This window comes from Bacillus sp. J41TS8 (assembly GCF_018333035.1).
In the GTDB taxonomy this organism is placed as follows: Bacteria; Bacillota; Bacilli; order Bacillales; family Bacillaceae; genus Bacillus; species Bacillus paralicheniformis.
In genome coordinates, this window is the sequence record NZ_BORF01000012.1 from 1 (window position 1) to 20462 (window position 20462).

A 20462-nucleotide genomic window follows, 5' to 3' on the forward strand; every position below is an offset into this window, starting at 1 on the left:
CACCTAGCGAAGCTAGGCTAGGGGTGTGGGAGGACTTTTTCTATTTCTTTTATAAAGATGACAAAACACATCAAAACCATTTAAAACAAAAAAGCTTGTAGAAAAACATAGGTTTCTCTACAAGCTGGCTGTCCTGTAAAGGACAGCCATTTTGTATATTACAAACTCTCGCCATTCGTTTCGATCACTTTTTTATACCAGTAAAAGCTTTTCTTTCTCGTTCTTGCAAACGTGCCGTTTCCTTCATTGTCACGGTCGACATAAATATAGCCGTAGCGTTTTTTCATTTCGGCGGTGGACGCGCTGACCAGGTCGATCGGGCCCCATGATGTGTAGCCGATTAAGTCGACGCCGTCTGCGATCGCTTCTCTTACTTCTTTTATATGATCGCGCAAATAGTTGATTCTGTAGTCATCTTGAATCGAACCGTCTTCTTCGACGACATCGACGGCCCCGAGCCCGTTTTCAACAATGAAAAGCGGCTTTTGATAGCGGTCGTACAATGTATTCAGTGTAATCCGGATTCCTTTAGGATCGATCTGCCAGCCCCATTCGGACGATTCAAGGTACGGGTTTTTAACTCCTCCGAGTAAGTTGCCTCCCGTTTTTGCCAAGTCTTCCGGATTCGTGCTCGCAACCATTGACATGTAGTAGCTGAAACCGATATAGTCGACGGTGTTTTCCTTCAGTATGTCTTCATCACCTTCAGCCATTTCAATCGCAATTCCGTTTTCCTTAAAGTAGCGCTTCATATAGCCCGGATAAACTCCGCGTGCCTGTACGTCCGAGAAAAACAGCGTTCTTCTCTCATTCTCCATCGCGGCGAGCACATCTTCCGGTTTTGGCGTCATCGGATATGTCGTCGTTGCGGCAATCATACAGCCGATTTTAGCGTCCGGAATGATGTCGTGCCCAGCTTTAACGGCAAGGGCGCTTGCGACAAATAGATGATGCGCCGCTTGGTACATCGCGTTTAACTTGTTTTCGCCTTCTTCAAATACAAGGCCACCGCCTGTAAACGGCGCATGCAGGACCATGTTGATTTCATTGAACGTCATCCAATATTTCACTTTGTCTTTATAGCGGGTGAAAACCGTTTTCGCATAATGTTCATAACACTCGATCACTTTCCGGTTTTTCCAGCCGCCGTATTTTTTAATCAGACCGAGCGGCATTTCGTAGTGGGAAATCGTCACGACTGGCTCAATATTGTATTTTAATAGCTCATCAAAGAGGCGATCATAAAATTCGAGTCCCTCTTCATTCGGTTCAGCTTCATCGCCGTTAGGAAAAATCCGCGTCCAGGCAATCGATGTCCGAAACGCTTTAAATCCCATTTCGGCGAAAAGAGCGATATCTTCTTTGTAGCGGTGGTAAAAATCGATGCCTTCGTGATACAGGTTCAATGACTCCATCGACTCATCGAATGGATACATGACGCCGTTCGGCGACACATCGGCTGTCGAGAGCCCCTTGCCGCCGACATGATAGGCGCCTTCCACTTGGTTTGCGGCAACTGCTCCGCCCCATAAAAAACCATCAGGAAATTTTTTCGTTTGTTCAGTCATATCATTTCACCTCATCCAAATTTGTCGAGCTTTCCTCTCTCTACGCCAGCGCGATCAGCGCTTCCTCAATGTCAACGCTTTCATCTGATTTCAAAGGCTTGATCGACTGGTACCGGTCCGTATTCGTGATGATAACCGGCGTGATCAACTGATAGCCCGCATCCTTAATCGCATCCATATCAAATGAGACAAGCTGGTCTCCCGGCTTTACAGCGTCGCCTTTATTGACATGCACGGTAAAGTGCTCGCCGTTTAATTTCACCGTGTCAATTCCGATATGGATAATAATTTCCGCCCCATTGTCGCTTGTGATGCCGAGGGCGTGCTTCGTTTGAAAAACGGTTGTGATCGTGCCTGATACAGGCGACACCACTTTACCTTCTTCTGGCTCGATGGCGACGCCTTTTCCCATGACTTCTCCTGAAAATGTCGCATCATCCACTTCACTCAATGCTTTGACTTCGCCTTTCAGCGGGCTTTGAATAATTTCTCCCGCGCCCGCTTCAGATGGAGATGGAGCGGCCGCCGGTTCATCGGCTTCATCTGAAGGAATGTCTTCAAATCCCAATACAAAAGCAAACGCTGTTGCGGCAAAGAACGCGATGACGACTCCGATCACGGCCTGTATAAAAGTCGGGCCGATAAACGTCGTAATTCCCGGCAAACCGACGTTTCCGCCAATAATATATGCTGCTACGCCGGTGATGCCGTAGAATGCACCTCCGACAGCGGCGCCGAGAAGCGCAGAGACAAACGGCTTTTTCAGCCTCATGTTGACACCGTACATCGCCGGCTCTGTAATCCCCATCAAAGCCGTGATGCTTGTCGTCAGTGACAATGATTTGAATTTCTTATTTCTGGATCGCAGGAATACGGCAAATGACGCGCCAGCCTGCCCCATATTCGCCAAGAACATCGCAGGTATCAAATAATCGTAGCCGTTTTGCGTAATGTTGTTGAACATAACCGGAATGAAAGCATAGTGCATTCCTGTCATGACGATCAAAGAAAACGTTCCGGCTAAAAGAACCATCATGATTAAACCGGCATTTTCAAATAAACCGTTTACACCGACAGACAGATAGTTCCCTGCAATCGCACCGAGCGGACCGACTGTAATTAATGTGACAGGCACGACAATCAGCAGCGTCAGTGTCGGTACAAAAATCAGCTTCAACGAAGTCGGGGTGACTCTGTCAATCCATTTCTCAACGTAAGATGCAATCCAAATCGCGAGCAGGATCGGAATGACAGTTGACGAATAAGTGGCAGCGGTTACAGGCAATCCGACAAAGGAAATGCTTTTCCCTGAACCGAGAAGCGCTGTCAGATCGGGATGCAGAATCGCCGCTCCGATCGCCGCCGCAACATAAGGATTGCTGCCGAATTTTCTCGCTGCGCTGACCGCCAGCAAAATCGGCAGGAAGTAAAATGCTCCGTCGCCGATGGCCGATAAAATGGTGTGGACCTGGCTGTTTTCACTCATCCAGCCGAACGTGACGGCGATCGCAATGATCCCCTTGATCATACCAGCTCCGGCGATCGCCGGGAGAATCGGCGTAAATACGCCTGATATCACATCAAAGATGGCGGACAGCACGTTTTTCTTTTTGCCGGCTTGCTGCTCGCCCGCTTTTTCATCGCTGAGTCCGCTGTTGGCAATGATCGCTTTGTACACCTTAGGGACATCATTTCCAATGATGATTTGAAACTGCTGGCCGCTGATGTTGGTGCCCATTACAGCCGGCAGACTTTCCAGTTTCGCGCGGTCTGCCTTCGCATTGTCATAAAGGTTGAAACGCAGTCTTGTCATGCAGTGAATCACGCTCTGTACGTTCTCTTCACCGCCCACGAGTTGTAAAATGTCCTTCGATACTTTATTATAATCCATATGAGTACCTCCTCTTTTGGGGGAATCTGCCGGACTGAAGGTGGCCGCCTTCACCCGGCTTTTTTATTGACTTGCTGCCGCAATGAATCCTCGGAATCTCACATCACCTCCTCATTTTGGGTATAAAAAAAACCTAAATTACGCCGGCTTGACCGGGACGATGTCCCTGAAAGCTGTACGCAACTTAGGTTTTGCCTGCAAAAGCAGTAACAATCCTTAAGAAACTTGCTGATATTAGTTTGTAACTATACTGTAGCACCTGTTTTTGTTCATGTCAACGCTTTCATTACAAATGTCTCATAAAAACCAGAATACATGAAAACTAAAAACTAAGACTTTATACCTTTATTTCTATGTTTTCTAGCTTTCGCCGCCTTTTTCATAAGCAATGCGGGGTTTCGCCTTGCTTTCCTTCGCGCTGCCGGCTCTGCAACTGCGTCTTTCGGTTCTTGCTGCTTATGAAGAATGAATCCGGCAGCCATGAACGGAATCCCTGATAAGTTTGTGAAAATGTTTTTAATGCCCATCGCTAAAATAAAAGATCCCCATGGGGAAAACGGATCTTTTTTGATTTTCACGTAAGCGGTGATTTCCAGGGCAATAAAAATGACCGACTGTGCTAATATCACAATCAACAAGCCCAAAATGAACAAGAGGCCCAAATTAAATAATGTGCCTGAGTAGATCATCAATTTCAGCGTGGCTACGAAAGTTCCAGCCTCCATATATCCGTCCGTGACATTTGGATTCCAAACGGCATAAGCGTCAAGCTGATGTTTGAAATGAAAAAACAAAAATAATATAAACAACCAATAGATGCTATGTAAGCTAATGCCTAATAAAATGAGTCTGTTTGCTGCTTTGTTTTGCAATGTTGTTCCTTCTTTCGTTTATGGTTGAAGAGAATGAACCGTCTCTTCCTGCTTTGGCTGAAACGCCTTTAATTCGTTGCTGTCCAGGTCTTCCTGTAATAAGCAAACTTTTTGAATCTGCCTGTTTTGATAATGGTGAAAATAGTAGCTGCACGTCTCGCTGCACACCACCGCCGTATATTGGGTGTAATCGTCTTCGCCATTGTCGGTCATGACAATCCCTTTGGGAATATTCATATTGGAGAGAATATGAAACGCGGCAGAGACGCCTTCTGTTTCGTCAGACACGGGCTTCATGTGCTCTTTCAAAACTGCTGCCCTGACAAAACGGGATGGCGGTGTAAAGTCTCCCGGCAATCCGGACAGCCCGGAACCTTGGCCAAAAGCCGACAGCGTCAGGTCTCCCATCTTTTTCGCGGCAAACTGTCCCGGCTGAAGACCGATAAAGTTGCGCAAATTGGTCAAATGCCAAGGGAAATCCGGACTGTTCGTCAGCACGCCGACCGGATTATCATGAATTTGAATGCCGCCTGCCGCCGGTTCAACAACGATGCTCGCACCGGAGCGGTCCGTTAATAGCCAATGAAGCGGCGTCACTGTACTGAGCAAGCTGACCTCTCTCTCAACAATGTTGACGGAAACAGCCGCTTTTTTCACTTCCTCCAAATCGCCGCATTCCGACAGCACCCATGTCACAAATTCGTGCGGCGCAAGATTGCGGCAGTGCTCTTTAGTCTCGCTTTCATACACAGCATAACCCGGGAAATAAAGCGCCGCGCAAGACAATCCTTTTTCATTCACACCATCGGCAAACAGCGCATTCTTGAGCCTTCTGCCCATCCCGATAAACGCATACCGGCCGGCATGCTCGCTGCCGTCTGCTTCACTTTTCCATTTGTAGCGACGCGGATGCAACAGCACTTCCCCGTTAAGCTCAAAATCAAAATCCATCGTCCTCGCCAATAAATGCTCCCGACCCGCAGTCGTCAACGTGATACTTGTACACATTGCGTCTCATCCTTTTTGTTTGATATTACACTTCGTGAACTATTTTTATGTTATCGAATTGGAAAAGATTCGTCAAAATGAAAGGGGTTATGATAAAAATGACCTCCAAAACAGAGGTCACTTTTAATCACATCATTTACTCCCCCAAACCGCATCTCCCTCACGAGACAACGCACTAAACGTCATCACCTTCCGCTCAGAAGCCGCATCCCACTGGCGCAAAAATACACCGTCATATGTTTTTCCGTCGAGCTTGAGTTCGATTTTGTTGTCTCCCGTGTTCTTCCACGTTCCGTCTACTGCGCCGGTTATTTTGCCATTTTGATTTAAGCGAATTTCTTTCGATTCTTTAATATCTGCGGAGATGTCTTTGCCATGACGCACCAATTCGTAGGCGCCAATCACATCTGATGTTTTCACCTTGTCGAGCTTCTCTCCGGCATAGCGGTGAGGGGCGGCAACCGGCCAGCCTTGTTTGTTCATCAACAGTTGGTGGACGCGGACTTCGTGCTCCTCGCCCCGTCCCGGGAAGCGGGTGTGAAAGATTAAATAGGATTTGCCGCTTTTTTCATCGTAAAGGGCCGAGTTATGGCCCGGCGACACATAGCCGTTTTGATTGCTAAATGAGAAATTTCCCATCAGTTTGACACCGTACGGTTCGATTGAACGATCGTCAAAAAACGTTCCTTCTTTGCCGCGGACGTCAATCATCGCATGGCCTTCTGCGTCGTAATAAGGGCCGTCAGGATTTTTTGAGCGTGCGACGCGAATGTTGTACTCGCCGTCAGTGGCAAGCCCTCCGAAGGACATGTACAGGTAGTAATACTGTGTTTCAGGATTGTAGAGAATGTATGCGCCTTCAATCCGGCTGTGATTGCCGCCGATCAGCTTTTTGCCGTACCCCTGTCCCGGAAGCGGAAATCCGGTTTTCTTGTCCATTTCTAAAATAAAAATTCCCCCGGAATAGGAGCCATACACCATCCACAGCTTTCCGTTTTGATCAAAGAATGTGTGGGGATCGACGACATTTGGGTGCTTTGTCGCGTCATAAGGCGTCCCGTCATTGCTGATCCCGTCCATTCCCGACTTCAGGAAAATGCCTTTATTTTTGTACGGTCCTTCAATGTCGTCCGCGACAGCAAGCCCGAGGGCAGATCTCGGAGAATCCCCGCGGCAGGCATTGTAATACATATAAAACTTGCCGTCCTCAAGCTGGGTGACATCAGGCGCCCACAACGTATCAGATTCAGCCCATTCAAAGGTTTCTTTTAATTCTTCATATACGTTCGGAATCAAAGGATTCCCGTTATGGACACTCGAGGAAATTTGCGTCCATTTCATGAGGTCCGTCGATTTGGCCGAAGCTAAATGGGAGCCGAAGACATAGTATGTGCCATTCGCTTTAATAATCGATGGATCATGAACCGTCACTTCTGAAAATACAGGTTTTTGAGTTTGTGCGGAAGCTTGGTTTGGAGTGAAACAGGCAGCCATGATGAAAAGCAATGCAAGGACTTGGATGAAACACTTTTTCATATTCATTTGTTCTCCTTTCTTTTAAAACGCTTTCATTTTTTGACAGTCCATCATATGCTGCTTATCCAAGGTTTATTACGAACAAAAAAGCTCCCGACAAAGTCGGCAGCCTGAGTTTATTACCTCGCTTTATGCACTTTCAGCAATTTCCCTTTCACAGTCGTGTTCTTCATCGCCTCTAAGACGAGCGGACCTTTGCCGTTTAAAATTTCAACGAATGAACCTTGCTCTTGTATCGTGATAATCCCAATATCCTCAGCGGAGACGCCGTCAATTTTAGCAATCGTTCCGACGAAATCAACGGCTCTCAGTTTCTTCTTTTTTCCTCCGTTAAAGTAGAGCCTCATGATTTCTTTATTTAATGGTTCGCTCTTGTCCTGTTTAAGCTCCGGCTTCCTATTGATTTTCTTTTGAAACGCCGCTTTTGCCCGTGCAATTTCTCCTTTTGACGGCGCCTCAATCATAGGAATGGAAAAACCGATATAGTCTTCAATGTCAGCGATCATCCTTTTTTCACGCGGACTGGCAAGCGTAATCGCTTTTCCCCGGCTGCCGGCTCGGCCTGTTCTGCCGGTACGATGCACATAGCTTTCTTGATCTAATGGCAGCTCATAGTTGATGACATGTGTGATGTTCTCAATGTCGATGCCCCTTGCCGCCACATCTGTCGCGATTAAATAGCGAAACGCTCCCCGTCTAAAGCGGTTCATCACGGCAAAACGGTCCTCCTGAGGCATACCTCCGTGAATTTTCGAGCACGGATAACCCAAACCGGCTAAGCGCCGCTGCAACTCATTCACTTGCTCCTGTGTGCGGCAAAAGACGATGCAGCTGTCCGGGTTTTCAACAATGATCAGATCCACTAAAAGCGAAAATGGATCATTTTGATTTACAATGATCAGTTGATGCTCGATGTCTGCAGTTGTCATACCGCCTGCTTTAATCTCGATTTTCAAAGGGTCTTTCATATACTGAAGAGATAGCTGCTCCACATCCTCCGGAAAAGTTGCGGAAAACAGCATCGTCAGCCGTTCTTCAGGCAAATGGCGGATGATTGCTCCCACTTGATCGATAAATCCCATATTCAGCATTTCATCGGCCTCATCGATGACAAGGTATTTCAGTTTTTCTAATGGAAAGGTTCCTTTTTCAATGTGATCCAATACGCGGCCCGGCGTCCCGACAACGATATGGCATTTTTGCTTGAGCTCCGTTTTTTGCCGTTCAAAGGACGACTTCCCGTAAACAGCCGCTGCTTTTATTCTTTTATAGCGGCCGATGTTCGTCAAATCCTCCTTTACCTGAGCGGCAAGCTCGCGCGTCGGTGTCAAAATCAAGGCTTGCGGTTTGTTCTCTTCCCATTCGGTCAACTCGCAAAGCGGAATTCCGAACGCGGCCGTCTTCCCGCTCCCCGTCCGCGATTTCACAACAACATCCCGCTTTTTAAGCGCCGCGGGAATCACCTCGCTCTGCACCTCGGTCGGGTGCTTATACCCTAAATGATCGAGCGCTTTCGTAATATCGCCGCTTAATGCATATTCTTTAAAACTGGCTTTGCTCATGTATGGACTCCTTTTGGTCATATGATTTCCAGTGAATGATGGTGTTATGAATGTGATTATACGCGAATCATGACTGATTTCAAAAAGACATGAAAAAGAGGCTGCAATCAGTGCAGCCCTAAGAAACACCCTACAGTATCAATTGTTTTCAAAAATTAATCCGATCATAGTAAGCTCCCACAGCAAAACAGCGATGAAAATGACGCCCAGTAGACGCTGTAATACAAAAGGGAGGCGGGCTAAAACGATTTGGACTTCGTAATTTAAAGAGGAAACCAGAATGGCTACATATCGAAAAAAGTCGGTGATCAGCCCATTTGATTCGTCATATACGTTGACTTCATATAGCTTAATGATTAATGTTGGTACAAACAAAGAAACAAATGCAAACACCATGTTAATTGTTAAATATATGATAAGCGCAGAATTCGGATACGGTATATCCCCTGACATCGCAAATCCAAAAAATAAACTAAAAATAGAAAAAACAAATATACCTATTGGGATATTGGTCTTTCTTATAGCCCTTGAAGGAGGGCGCGTAACTGTCTTTTTTGTTTGAAAACCATATACCAACGAAAGTAAAATGATAAACAGCTCGGCAGTGCAAACAAACATAAAGAACATAACATTGGCGTCTTTTTCCCAATAAGGTTTATTCAACAACAATAAAGCAGTTAACAACAAAAGAATAAAATTGCTTCTCAGCCAAAGGAATCGGCTTTTTTCAAAAGAGAATTTAAACAGAAACCCCTTGTCCTCTAAATCAAAAAATTCATTCATTGTATCCACTATTTTCTCAAAATATTCATTTACAGCAACAGGCTGAAGATAAAGTGAACCGTTTTTTTTAATATTTTCATAACCTAAATGCCAAATGAAATTATCGTTTCTTAATAAAAACACAACTTGATCTAATCTCGACTGTCTTGTAATCGAGTCACTTTCAAAAAACGAAATATTATCCAGCTCTTGATCATTTGCCAAAAAGTCAAAAGAAAATTGGCTACTAGTCGGATTTGTTTTCGGATCTTCCGCCATTCTCTTGATGACTTCAGCTTCCACCTCATGAAACTCATCAAACGAATCTTCATCCATTTGAAATATGTCACACTCTGGTTTTTTATTACTATATGAATGATAAAATGTTTTCAACATTTCTAAAAACGGCTCTCTGCTTTTTAAAATTGAGATGCTATGATTTTGTTTCTCGATTTCTTCTACAACCATTTCATCTTTTTGGACATGATGAATGATCATCTCCTTTTTTCGATGAGTACAACGAACTTTTCGTTTTGATTGTACAAGGAGATGAATTATGCTTTCTAATCCTTCTTTCAAGTTGGATTCTGTATCATCATCCCAATGTCCTTTTTGCTTTAAAAGGTTTTCGGCGTGAATAGAGAATGGTTCAATGTCTTTTTCATCTCGAATCAGCTGCTGTTCATGAATAATGTCCTCAGCAGCTTTTTCATATCTGCATAATAGCAATGCAGCAACGAGTTCTTGTGTTGTTAAAGTAATTTTAGAATCTAACATTGATCTCCCTTTTGGATCGGGTTCACCTCGTTTTTCAGAAAATAAACGTCTGCACGTTACTATTCGCTTATTCCACAGTATTTCGGTTAGGTATATTGTTGCTCTCCGATTGAATCTAACGTTCTTATAAATCAGACCTTTTTCATATTACAATATCATCCAAAATAGGTAAATAGGATAATGGGCTTGGTTTTCTTGGATTTTCTTGAATTGATCCATTCAAGCTTCTCACAATGTTCTTTGAGGTGCTTAGTTCAAATGACCTTCTTCAAATCTTGCCATTAAACAAACAGCACACACCCAAGGTTTTCTCAAAATATCCGTTTTTAAAAACCGCCGGATTTTCCGGCGGTTCCCTTTTAACTGCTCCATTTCTTGAATTTTTTGAAATATATACAAAAGGAAATGATTCCGCCAATTATGCCTGTCAAAATTGCCAATATGAATGAAATAAACAACAAACCCAAATACCCCCATCCCAGCGCTTCATCCTGGGAAGGTTCGCCCGTCACAAAAGATTGCATGTAAAAATGCGACAGTATGGCGTATAGGATAAATGAGCATATACCTATAAGGATAAAGATTAAAACACTAATACCAGAAGATACTAGAATACGTTTGGCCACGTTTAAAAAAACCTCCTATTTATCTATACCTTTCCGTCCATGTAAAAAGATGACACCTAAGACGTATTCATGCTACAAGAAAGATTAAAATAGGTAAATGAGAAAAAAAGCCCATAAAAACAGCACACACCCAAGGGTATGTGCTGTTTCTGCATGTTCTTCTATTCCGTAATCACCGTATGCACCAGCTTCGGCGCTTCGGCTTTCTCAGCGATTTGAATGTTGTCGTAGACTTTTGCGATGACGTCATCGACATTTTCGCGGTTTGCGTATAGGGTAACCAATGGTTCGCCTTTTTCGACTGCGTCGCCGACTTTTTTGCGAAGCATGATGCCGACGGCGAGGTCGATTTTATCTTCTTTTGTTGCGCGGCCGGCGCCCAGCAGCATGGCCGCGACGCCGATTTGATCGGCGACGATTTCAGATACGACGCCAGCTTCTTTGGCAGGAACGTCGATTTTGTAGGTAGCCTGAGGCAACTTTTCGGGGTTATCCGCGACAGAGCTGTCGCCGCCTTGGTTCTGAAGGAAATCCTTGAATTTTTGCAGCGCTTTTCCGTTTTTCATTACATCGATCAGTTTCTCTCTTGCTTCGTCAAGGGTCTCTGCCTTTTTGGCGAGAACGACCATTTGGCTGCCCAATGTTAAGACAAGCTCAGTCAAGTCTTCCGGACCTTCCCCTTTTAATGTATCGATCGCCTCTTTCACCTCAAGGGCATTTCCGATGGCAAACCCCAGCGGCTGGGACATGTCGGAGATGACAGCCATCGTTTGGCGGCCGACATTGTTTCCGATGCGGACCATCGCTTTCGCAAGGTTGACGGCGTCTTCATCGGTTTTCATAAAGGCGCCGGCGCCTGTTTTGACGTCAAGGACAATCGCGTCCGCCCCTGCGGCGATTTTCTTACTCATAATCGAGCTGGCAATCAGCGGGATCGAATTGACCGTGCCTGTCACATCGCGAAGGGCGTACAGTTTTTTGTCAGCAGGCGTCAAGTTTCCGCTTTGGCCGATGACAGCAACCTTGTCGCGGTTGACAAGTTCGATGAATTCGTCTTTAGAAAGTTCCACGTGAAACCCTTTGATCGCTTCGAGCTTGTCAATTGTTCCCCCTGTGTGTCCAAGGCCGCGGCCCGACATTTTGGCGACCGGGACGTCGAGAGCCGCAACAAGCGGCGCAAGTACGAGCGTCGTCGTGTCGCCGACGCCTCCTGTTGAGTGTTTGTCGACTTTGATACCTTCAATCGCGGAAAGGTCAATCGTTTCGCCAGAGTTTACCATTGCCATTGTAAGGTCGGCCCGTTCTCTGTCCGTCATGTCCTGAAAATAGATGGCCATCGCCAGAGCACTCGCCTGATAGTCTGGAATGCTTCCGTCTGTGTAGCCTTTAATGAAAAATTGAATTTCTTCTGTTGTCAATTCTTCTCCATTTTGTTTTTTAGTGATGATATCAACCATTCTCATTGTGATCACCAGTCCTTTTTTCAATGTTTATCAATAGATCAATCCTACAACGGTCGCTGTCAAGAAACTGACGAGCGTTGCGCCGTACAGCAATTTCAAGCCAAAGCGTGCGACGACGTTTCCTTGTTTCTCATTTAGTCCTTTAACAGCGCCGGCGATAATACCGATCGATGAGAAATTGGCGAATGAGACGAGGAAGACAGAAACAATCGCTTCGGTACGGCCGCTGAAATGGAAGCTGCCTTGTGCGAGAGACTGCATCGCGACAAATTCATTTGAGACCATCTTGGTTGCCATGATACTTCCAGCATTCACCGCTTCATGCCATGGAATACCCATCAGGAAGGCAAACGGCGCAAAAATAAATCCGAGCAGTTCCTGGAATGATATGCCTAGTGCGGCGCTGAAAATGCCGTTAATCATTGCGATGATCGCGACAAATCCGATTAGCATGGCGGCCACGACGACGGCGACTTTAAAGCCGTCCATAATATATTCGCCCAGCATTTCAAAGAAGGATTGTTTTTCCTCTTCTTGTACCTCTACCATATCATGTTCTCGATCGACTTCATAAGGATTGATAATCGAAGCGATAATAAATCCGCCGAATAAGTTTAAGACGAGCGCGGTGACAACGTATTCTGGCTTCAGCATCGTCATATAGGCGCCGACGATAGACATCGAGACGGTTGACATCGCTGAAGCGCACAGCGTGTAAAGTCTGTGCTTAGGCAGCAGGCCCAGCTGTTTTTTTAACGAAATGAATACTTCAGATTGCCCCAGTATCGCCGAGGCCACGGCATTGTATGACTCAAGTTTACCCATCCCGTTGATTTTGCTAAGCGCAAGACCAATATATTTTATAATAAACGGAAGGATTCTCCAATATTGCAGAATACCGATTAAAGCAGAAATAAAAACAATTGGCAGAAGCACGCTGATGAAGAATGTGGATTCATTCACATTCACCAGTCCGCCAAAGACAAAATTGACACCTTCTGCGGCATATTCAAGCAAATACCCGAAGCCTTTGGCAAACCCGCCGACGAGATAGTTTCCGACGCCCGTGTTCAGCAAAACATATCCCAATGCGAATTGCAGCACGATCATGACAATAACCGGACGGTACTTCACTCTTTTCTTTCCGCTGCTGACCAGCCATGCAAGCCCTAAGACGACAAATAAACCAATGAGCCCGATAAGATATTTCATGTTTTGATCCTCCTGGGGATGTATTCGCTTACATTTTTGTGTCTGCGCACAGGAAGCTTCCGCTTCCCGCCGCACTGGATCTTAGTAGTTATCTTCATTTTTTCCTTCTGCTCCGCTGACGATGGAAACGCCTGCGCTTGCACCGATCCGGGTCGCTCCGGCTGAGATCATGCTTTCAACATCCTCTTTTGTTCGAATGCCTCCGGATGCTTTGACACCGATGTCGGGTCCGACTGTTTTCCGCATGAGAGCGATGTCTTCCGCTGTCGCTCCGCCGGTTGAGAACCCGGTTGAAGTTTTGACAAAGTCGGCACCGGCAGCAACAGCCAAGCGGCAAGCCCGCTCTTTTTCTTCGTCTGTCAACAGACACGTTTCAATGATGACTTTAACAAGCGCTTTACCTTTTGCGGCTTCAACGACACCGCGGATGTCCGCCTTGACAAAGTCATCGTCTCCGTCTTTTAATGCGGCGATGTTGATGACCATGTCCACCTCTGTCGCGCCTTTTCCGATAGCGTCTTTTGTTTCAAACGCTTTTGTCTCTGTCGTGTTGGCGCCCAGCGGAAAACCGATGACTGTGCAAACATCGATTTCCGTTCCTTTCAGCTCTTTGGCGGCGAATTCAACCCATGTCGGGTTGACGCAAACTGAAGCGAATTGGTGTGTTTTCGCTTCTTCTATTAATTTCTTAATCTCGGATTTTTGTGTATGCGGTTTCAATGCTGTATGATCAATGAGATTTGCAATCGTCATATACTAGCACTTCCTTTATATAAGATAGTTTCAGCATAACCGATTTTTGAACAAATGTAAATTATCATATGAAATTTTGTTCAATAGAAAATAAAGTAAAATCCAGGCTGTTTTTCCTGGACACTTTAATCATCTAGCAGTTCTTTCGCCGTATGCTGATCAATAATCAGCACATTGGCATACTTGCCTTTTAGTACTCCATGAATAGCGGCTTTTTTCCGGCTGCCGCCCGCTACGAGAATCGACCGTTCTTTTTCCCTCAAGTCAGCCAATTCAATGCCGATCGTCCGCGAGTCGATAGCATGGCTGCAAATGTTTCCCTCCGCATCAAAAAAGCGCGAACAAATATCGCCGACTCCACGTTCTTTCAGAAGGGCTTTTTCCTCTTCATGAAAATATCCCAGCCTGAACAGCAGGGCTTCATCACGGACCGTGCCGACTGTGAATAACGCAATGTTCGCCTGTTTGCCCATTTCTATGATCCGCTTAATGTGCCTGTCCCGCTCAACCATCTGTTTGACTTCCGGATTGTCAAACACGACCGGAAGCGGCAAATACCTCGGCATCGTTTGAAAGGCTTCGGCAAACAGCTGAATCGTTTCAGACGAATAGGTGTTGACACTGGAGTGGCTGATTCCGCCTTTCAGTTGGACGACCTCTGCGCCCTTCACCTGTTTGGGCTGCATATTTTGGGCGATTTGGTACATTGTCGTCCCCCAACTGACGCCGACAATGTCGCCGTCCTTGACTGCGCCGTGCATGTATTCGGCCCCGAAACGGCTGAGATAATGCGTGATGGTCGTATAATCCGCAGTCGGCGAAAAGACAACATGCGCTTCAAGGAGCCCGTATTTTTCCTCAAGCATCGCACCGAGCGCATCCATATCTTCAAACGGATCCATGACGCGAATTTGGACATACCCCTTTTCCTTGGCGAACTGCAGCAGCCTTGATACCGTCGGTCTTGAAATCTGCAGCTGTTCGGCGATTTGCTGCTGGCTGTAGTCAGACTGATAATAGAGCCTCGCAGCTTCAATGCTCAATTGCTGTTTTTCCTTGTCCATCACGTTCCTCCCCTTTAGTAACGCTTTAACCCATATTATATAGGTTCATGCTCCATCTCATCCAGCTGAATTGCAAAAAGACGGCCAGTATGCCGGCCCATGCGCCACTATATGTGTTCATATCATATCTTTATCCTTTATATATACATCTTTTTCTGCTGTCAGTTCTTCAGTTGCGCCTGTCCGCCGGTAAAACACGGTTTCATCTCATAGCTGAATCAATACCTCACCAAGATTTTTTCTGGTCGCTCTGGTCTCACACAGGCTATCCATTCACGTCCTCCGTTTATTTCTTTTGGTATTTCTCGTGAAAATCAATACAAAAATCCTACTATTGCTGGAAAAACATTTTATTATTGGACTTAAGACCTCTTTTTGGATAGTCCAAAAAGATCAAAAAATCTAGCAATCTCCATTTTTTCATTTATAATAAATAAGTCAAAATCATTCTCAAAAAAACATTCGGGGTGATCTATTGTGAAAGCACCCATGAGGTATATATGGATTGGTATGATCCTGTGCTTTTTATCCGTCAGTCTGGCCGTCGGTTGTATCAAAGCTGAAGATCAGTCAGATGGTGACAAAAATGATGAAGCGCTGCAGCCTGCCGAACACTTCGTTTACCATCATTTAATGAGCGATCAGGGGCTGATCAAAACCAGCTTTTCTGACCAGCCTGTTTACTTGTCGGAATCGCTTGGTTTGTGGATGGCGTTTTTGATCAGCAAAAAAGACGGCGAGCATTTTCATGAGCAATATCAGCACCTGACCGAATCCTTCCTGATAAAAAACAACCTGGTCTCATGGCAAATCCAAAACGGCCAGGCAAGCGGGGTAAACGCCTTGATCGACGATCTCAGAATCATGGTAAGCCTCGATCAAGCGGCAGCTCTATGGGGAAACAGCGAGTATAAACAAACCGCTCTGAACATCGGTTCCGCATTAAAAACGCACAACATGAACAACGGGATATTGACGGACTTTTACGACTCCGCCTCTCAATCCGCATCAAAGGATATCACGCTTTCCTATATCATGCCAGATGCGCTATCCGTCTTGAAAAAAAACGGAGTGATAGATAAGGAAACTGAAAGGCGGAACGCCAACATTCTTTACCGCGCCCCTTTGAAAAACGGTTTTCTCCCGAAAGTGTACAGTACAGAAACGAAAGCATACACCTATGACCATGAAGTTAATCTCATTGATCAGCTTTACACAGCTTGGCATTTACCGCCGAAGGATCAAAAAGCCGCTGTATTAGCGGATTGGCTCAAACAGACGTTTCAAACCGGCGGCAAACTGTATGGCCGGTACTCGATCGATACAAAAAAGCCGGCGGTTCAATACGAGTCTCCATCCGTCTACGCGTTGGCGATATTATTTTTCATCAACCAAAACGAAGATCAAGCCGTCATCAAAGCGCTGTATGATCGAATGAATGATTTTGAAATTCTTGATTCGTCCGCGACGTATTATGGGGGATATATGAGCGGAAATGATACGCATTCTTTTGATAATCTGCTGCCCCTATTAGCCGAAAGGAAGCTTTTAAATGAAAATATCATTCAATGATTCGCAAAAAATGTTCGCTTATATGACGGGGCTTGCAGCAGCTCTTGCGTTGTTCATCCATTATGTCTCAGCCCCGCAGTCCGAATCCATTCTCATCATTTGCATCACACTTGCCATCATCGCAGCGGGAATATGGCTCGGATCGATTTACGCACTGGCTGGGACGATCATCGTCCTGTTTGTTCTAGGAACTTTGATGATGTTTCTTCACACAGACGCTTCGTCAGAAACGGAATTGCAAACCCTCGTCATCTGGGGAATAGCGCTTTTGCTGTTCTCCTTCATGTCAGGGAGAATCCATGACATCGCGATCGGACTCCACCGCTCTGTCAAACACCTTCAAGACGAGATCAATAGCTTCGTTGCAATTGACAGGGTGACAGGCTTTGATAATAAACAGAGGATGAAGCTGGAGCTCTCGGAAGAAATCAAGCGGGCGGAGCGGTATGGCAACTCGTTTGTTTTTTTACTGCTTCAAATGCATTATTTCAAAGAGTTCAAATCCCTGTACGGAGAAAACGAAACCGACCGTCTCTTTCAATTTGTCAGCAGTCAAATCAGATCAAGTGTCCGGGAAACGGATAAAAAATTCCGTCCCGCCGAAGAGCGGTTCGGCATCCTGCTGACACACACGCCTGTTGAACATATGCCTGCCGTCCTTGAAAAACTGAAGAAACAGCTGGACACATACCAGCTGAAAAACGGCAAGTATGTCACCTTAACCTTCCACGTGTGCCACTTATCATATCAAAACGATTTAAAGACTGCTGAGCAATTTTTAGAAGAACTAGAAAACGAGATGATGATGAATGAACTGTAAGCGGATATTACTTCTATACGCAGCTGTACTTATCCTGGCTGCGGCTTTTCATGTTCCCGACACCGCCGAGGCAAAGCAGCAGGAGCGCGGCATTCTCATCGTCTATTCAACATTGGATGGCAAAAAATCAGCCGATGTGAAAATGCTCGACCTTATCGCCGGTCATTTTACATCCCATGTGACCGTTGTAAATGATGCGGATGTCAAAGCTGCCGATCTGGCAGGAAAAGACCGCGTCATCTATTACGGACAAACGAAAAGAAAGCTGAACAAGAAGCTCGCGCAGCTGATCAGCTCCTTCCAAAAACCTGTGACAGCGATCGGCTTTAACGCCGGGCAGTTCAGCCAATTTGCAGATCTTTCGCTGAAAAGCGAAGACAATGTGTATCAGATTCGCAGCATAAATGAGGAAAACGATACCTCTTTAGAAAGCGGAATTCGTGTCCTCGAGGTATCAGGATTGAAGGGAAAAGCGTTGTACACATACAAAGCTGACGACGGAAAAGCTCACCCTTTCGTATGGAAAACCGGCAAAAGTAACGTGTACATCGGTTTAACCGATTTGCTCAACAACAACCTCCTCGCCGCTAAGCAGCTCAGACAGGCATTTGGTGAAACCCCGGACAGCACGCTGTTATATTTGCGGCTTGAGGATATCAGCCCAATGTCGGATGAAAAACTGCTGCTTCAAGCCGGGGCTTATCTTCATAAACGAAATATTCCTTTTATCCTTTCTGTGATTCCGGTATATGTCAATCCTGAAACGGGCGACAAAGTCTATATGTCTGAAAAACCGAAGCTGGTCAAAGTGCTGAGGAAGCTGCAGGATATGGGTGGCAGTGTAATTGTTCACGGGTATACCCATACATACCGCTACAGCGAAACCGGTGAAGGATTCGAGTTTTGGGATGCTAAAGCCGATCAGCCGATCACATCGCAAAATGCGCAAGAGCCCGCGACCCTTTTGCAAAAGGAACAGAACTTTCCGAATGAAGAAGCATATCAAAACTATTTGAAGCCGTTCAGAAAAAATGAGGAAACGTACACGCGGCAGAAGCTGACGAACGCTATTGAAGATCTCACCGCGGAAGGGCTGTATCCGCTCGCGTTTGAAGCGCCGCACTATACGATGTCAGAGCACGGCTATCAGATCGCCTCACAGTATTTCACAAGCTTGTTCGGCCAGGTTCAGCTTAGCGATACAACATGGAAAACGTCAGGCGCCGGGCCTTTTGTTACGAATCCGGCTATGCTCCATGGGATGACGCTCTATCCTGAGACCATCGGCTATGTTGATCAATCGGAGCAAAATCCGCTCGGCAAAGTCGAGGAACGCATCTCTCAAATGATCGATTTTGAAGGCGGAGTAGCCGGCGCATTTTATCATCCTTACCTTGGAATGAAATATCTCCCTGAGCTGGTTGATCAAATGGAACGCATTCCGAACAGCGAATGGCTCGATATTAAAAAGACAAAGCAAACCGTGAAAACAGATAAAGTGGAAATTCACACAAGCGGAGATGGAACGATTCAAGTTAAAAGCAAAGTCAGCGCCATTGAAACGTTTTTCGATCATCACCAGCAAAGCCCCCTGGAAAAGGCGCTTTGGATTCTCTCCCTTATTGTGCTCTTGTTTGTTGTCATGTTTGTGAGCTATACCCTTTACTTGAGAGCCACATTAAAAAAACGAATCTTTAAGGAGAGAAAAAACCGTGGGTAATGTTCTGTTCCTAGTCTCGTTAAGCTTAATATGGGTCATGCTTCTGTATCACATGTTTCTGATGCAGGGCGGATTCCGCCACTATATGACATTCGAACGGAACATTCCGAAGTGGAAAGAGAACGTGAAGGATCTCCCGAAGGTCAGCGTTCTGATTCCGGCGCATAACGAAGAGGTCGTGATTCGGCAGACGCTGAAGGCGATGGTGAATCTTTATTATCCGAAGGACCTGCTGGAGATTATCGTTATCAACGACAATTCATCCGACCGGACGGGCGACATCGTAGATGAGTTTTCCAGACAATACGACTTTATTAAAATGGTCGTGACCAAACCCCCGCATGCCGGAAAGGGAAAATCGACGGCGCTCAATTGCGGTTTTGCCGAATCAAGCGGAGATGTCATTTGTGTATATGACGCCGACAACACGCCGGAAAAAATGGCGGTTTATTACCTTGTCCTCGGGCTCATGAATGATCAGAAAGCCGGAGCCGTGGTGGGAAAATTCCGCGTCATCAATGCGGCGAAAACATTGCTCACAAAATTTATCAATATCGAAACGATTTGTTTCCAATGGATGGCACAGGGCGGAAGATGGAAATGGTTCAAAATCGCCACGATCCCCGGCACCAATTTCGCCATCAGGAGAAGCATTATCGAACAGCTGGGCGGCTGGGACGATCAGGCGCTGGCCGAAGATACCGAGCTTACGATCCGGGTCTACAACCTCGGCTACCACATCCGCTTCTTCCCGGCGGCCGTCACTTGGGAACAGGAGCCGGAAACGTGGAAAGTCTGGTGGCGTCAACGGACAAGATGGGCGCGCGGCAACCAGTATGTCGTTCTGAAATTTTTGGCTCAATTTTTTAAGCTGAAGAGAAAACGGATTATTTTTGATTTGTTTTATTTCTTTTTTACGTATTTTTTGTTTTTCTTTGGCGTCATCATGTCAAATGCGCTTTTTGTGATCAATTTATTTTATAATCTGCATCTTTCATTCGGTTTTTTGTCTATCATCTTATGGGTTTTGGCTTTCTTTCTATTTATGACGGAGGTCATGATTACACTGAGCATCGAAAAAACAGAAATGAACAGGCAGAACTTTTTCATCGTTTTTCTGATGTACTTTACATACTCGCAGGCTTGGATTGCGCTCGTGATTTATTCTTTATTCGTAGAAATCAAGCACCGCCTGTTCAAGCAAGAGGTTAAATGGTACAAAACAGAACGATACAATCAAAAGAAAAGCGGGTGAC

Annotated in this window: 15 protein-coding genes; 4 read left to right on the forward strand and 11 right to left on the reverse strand. The window is 45.7% G+C overall.

Features of this window, described 5'->3' with window-relative positions; genetic code table 11:
- Positions 1–158: 158 nt before the first annotated feature.
- The 11 genes from bglH to KI350_RS15930 form a co-directional block, all read right to left on the reverse strand.
- Positions 159–1568: an aryl-phospho-beta-d-glucosidase gene (bglH, locus tag KI350_RS15875; RefSeq protein ID WP_065643523.1), complete on the reverse strand. Its 1410-nt coding sequence runs from the start codon at positions 1566–1568 to the stop codon at positions 159–161.
- A 40-nt stretch (positions 1569–1608) separates the two neighbouring features.
- Entirely contained in the window at positions 1609–3459 is a 1851-nt protein-coding gene (locus KI350_RS15880; protein ID WP_065643522.1) for a beta-glucoside-specific PTS transporter subunit IIABC, read from the reverse strand.
- Between the two features lie 329 nt (positions 3460–3788).
- The gene (locus KI350_RS15885) at positions 3789–4331 is read right to left on the reverse strand and encodes a hypothetical protein (protein WP_065643521.1); all 543 of its coding nucleotides are present in this window, start codon (positions 4329–4331) and stop codon (positions 3789–3791) included.
- A gap of 18 nt (positions 4332–4349) precedes the next feature.
- Complete coding sequence (locus tag KI350_RS15890) at positions 4350–5339, reverse strand: choloylglycine hydrolase family protein (RefSeq protein WP_065643520.1); 990 nt, start codon at positions 5337–5339, stop codon at positions 4350–4352.
- A gap of 132 nt (positions 5340–5471) precedes the next feature.
- Positions 5472–6881 (reverse strand): arabinan endo-1,5-alpha-L-arabinosidase AbnB, encoded by a 1410-nt coding sequence (gene abnB / locus KI350_RS15895; RefSeq protein WP_065643519.1) that lies wholly within the window; start codon positions 6879–6881, stop codon positions 5472–5474.
- A 113-nt stretch (positions 6882–6994) separates the two neighbouring features.
- Positions 6995–8437 (reverse strand): DEAD/DEAH box helicase, encoded by a 1443-nt coding sequence (locus KI350_RS15900; RefSeq protein WP_065643518.1) that lies wholly within the window; start codon positions 8435–8437, stop codon positions 6995–6997.
- A 138-nt stretch (positions 8438–8575) separates the two neighbouring features.
- A complete protein-coding gene (locus KI350_RS23080) occupies positions 8576–9976 on the reverse strand; it encodes a hypothetical protein (RefSeq protein WP_236808630.1) in 1401 nt (466 codons plus the stop codon).
- A gap of 787 nt (positions 9977–10763) precedes the next feature.
- Positions 10764–12065, reverse strand: a complete 1302-nt coding sequence (locus KI350_RS15915) for a pyrimidine-nucleoside phosphorylase (protein ID WP_065643530.1) — start codon at positions 12063–12065, stop codon at positions 10764–10766.
- A gap of 30 nt (positions 12066–12095) precedes the next feature.
- Positions 12096–13277, reverse strand: a complete 1182-nt coding sequence (locus KI350_RS15920) for a NupC/NupG family nucleoside CNT transporter (RefSeq protein WP_020453525.1) — start codon at positions 13275–13277, stop codon at positions 12096–12098.
- 81 nt (positions 13278–13358) lie between these two features.
- Positions 13359–14030 carry a deoxyribose-phosphate aldolase gene (gene deoC / locus KI350_RS15925; protein ID WP_065643516.1) on the reverse strand — a complete coding sequence of 224 codons (672 nt, stop codon included), beginning with the start codon at positions 14028–14030 and terminating at the stop codon, positions 13359–13361.
- A 125-nt stretch (positions 14031–14155) separates the two neighbouring features.
- Complete coding sequence (locus KI350_RS15930) at positions 14156–15094, reverse strand: DNA-binding transcriptional repressor DeoR (protein ID WP_065643515.1); 939 nt, start codon at positions 15092–15094, stop codon at positions 14156–14158.
- Positions 15095–15583: 489 nt separating this feature from the next.
- Between KI350_RS15930 and KI350_RS15935 the strand changes: the two genes are divergently transcribed.
- From KI350_RS15935 to KI350_RS15950, 4 genes are read left to right on the forward strand one after another with little or no spacing between them, the layout of a single operon-like run.
- Entirely contained in the window at positions 15584–16666 is a 1083-nt protein-coding gene (locus tag KI350_RS15935; RefSeq protein WP_065643528.1) for a lipoprotein YdaJ, read from the forward strand.
- The gene (locus tag KI350_RS15940; RefSeq protein ID WP_065643514.1) at positions 16647–17486 is read left to right on the forward strand and encodes a diguanylate cyclase domain-containing protein; all 840 of its coding nucleotides are present in this window, start codon (positions 16647–16649) and stop codon (positions 17484–17486) included. The genes KI350_RS15935 and KI350_RS15940 overlap by 20 nt, the downstream gene beginning before the upstream one ends.
- Complete coding sequence (locus tag KI350_RS15945) at positions 17476–19206, forward strand: DUF2334 domain-containing protein (RefSeq protein ID WP_065643513.1); 1731 nt, start codon at positions 17476–17478, stop codon at positions 19204–19206. The genes KI350_RS15940 and KI350_RS15945 overlap by 11 nt, the downstream gene beginning before the upstream one ends.
- Positions 19199–20461: a glycosyltransferase family 2 protein gene (locus tag KI350_RS15950; RefSeq protein WP_065643512.1), complete on the forward strand. Its 1263-nt coding sequence runs from the start codon at positions 19199–19201 to the stop codon at positions 20459–20461. Before KI350_RS15945 ends, KI350_RS15950 begins: the two co-directional genes overlap by 8 nt.
- Position 20462 lies beyond the last annotated feature (1 nt).

Coding starts and splice junctions, on each gene's coding strand:
- bglH (WP_065643523.1), bottom strand. CDS start 1,568: ATGACTGAACAAACGAAAAAATTTCCTGATGGTTTTTTATGGGGCGGA.
- KI350_RS15880 (WP_065643522.1), bottom strand. CDS start 3,459: ATGGATTATAATAAAGTATCGAAGGACATTTTACAACTCGTGGGCGGT.
- KI350_RS15890 (WP_065643520.1), bottom strand. CDS start 5,339: ATGTGTACAAGTATCACGTTGACGACTGCGGGTCGGGAGCATTTATTG.
- abnB (WP_065643519.1), bottom strand. CDS start 6,881: ATGAATATGAAAAAGTGTTTCATCCAAGTCCTTGCATTGCTTTTCATC.
- KI350_RS15900 (WP_065643518.1), bottom strand. CDS start 8,437: ATGAGCAAAGCCAGTTTTAAAGAATATGCATTAAGCGGCGATATTACG.
- KI350_RS23080 (WP_236808630.1), bottom strand. CDS start 9,976: ATGTTAGATTCTAAAATTACTTTAACAACACAAGAACTCGTTGCTGCA.
- KI350_RS15915 (WP_065643530.1), bottom strand. CDS start 12,065: ATGAGAATGGTTGATATCATCACTAAAAAACAAAATGGAGAAGAATTG.
- KI350_RS15920 (WP_020453525.1), bottom strand. CDS start 13,277: ATGAAATATCTTATCGGGCTCATTGGTTTATTTGTCGTCTTAGGGCTT.
- deoC (WP_065643516.1), bottom strand. CDS start 14,030: ATGACGATTGCAAATCTCATTGATCATACAGCATTGAAACCGCATACA.
- KI350_RS15930 (WP_065643515.1), bottom strand. CDS start 15,094: ATGGACAAGGAAAAACAGCAATTGAGCATTGAAGCTGCGAGGCTCTAT.
- KI350_RS15935 (WP_065643528.1), top strand. CDS start 15,584: ATGAGGTATATATGGATTGGTATGATCCTGTGCTTTTTATCCGTCAGT.
- KI350_RS15940 (WP_065643514.1), top strand. CDS start 16,647: ATGAAAATATCATTCAATGATTCGCAAAAAATGTTCGCTTATATGACG.
- KI350_RS15945 (WP_065643513.1), top strand. CDS start 17,476: ATGAACTGTAAGCGGATATTACTTCTATACGCAGCTGTACTTATCCTG.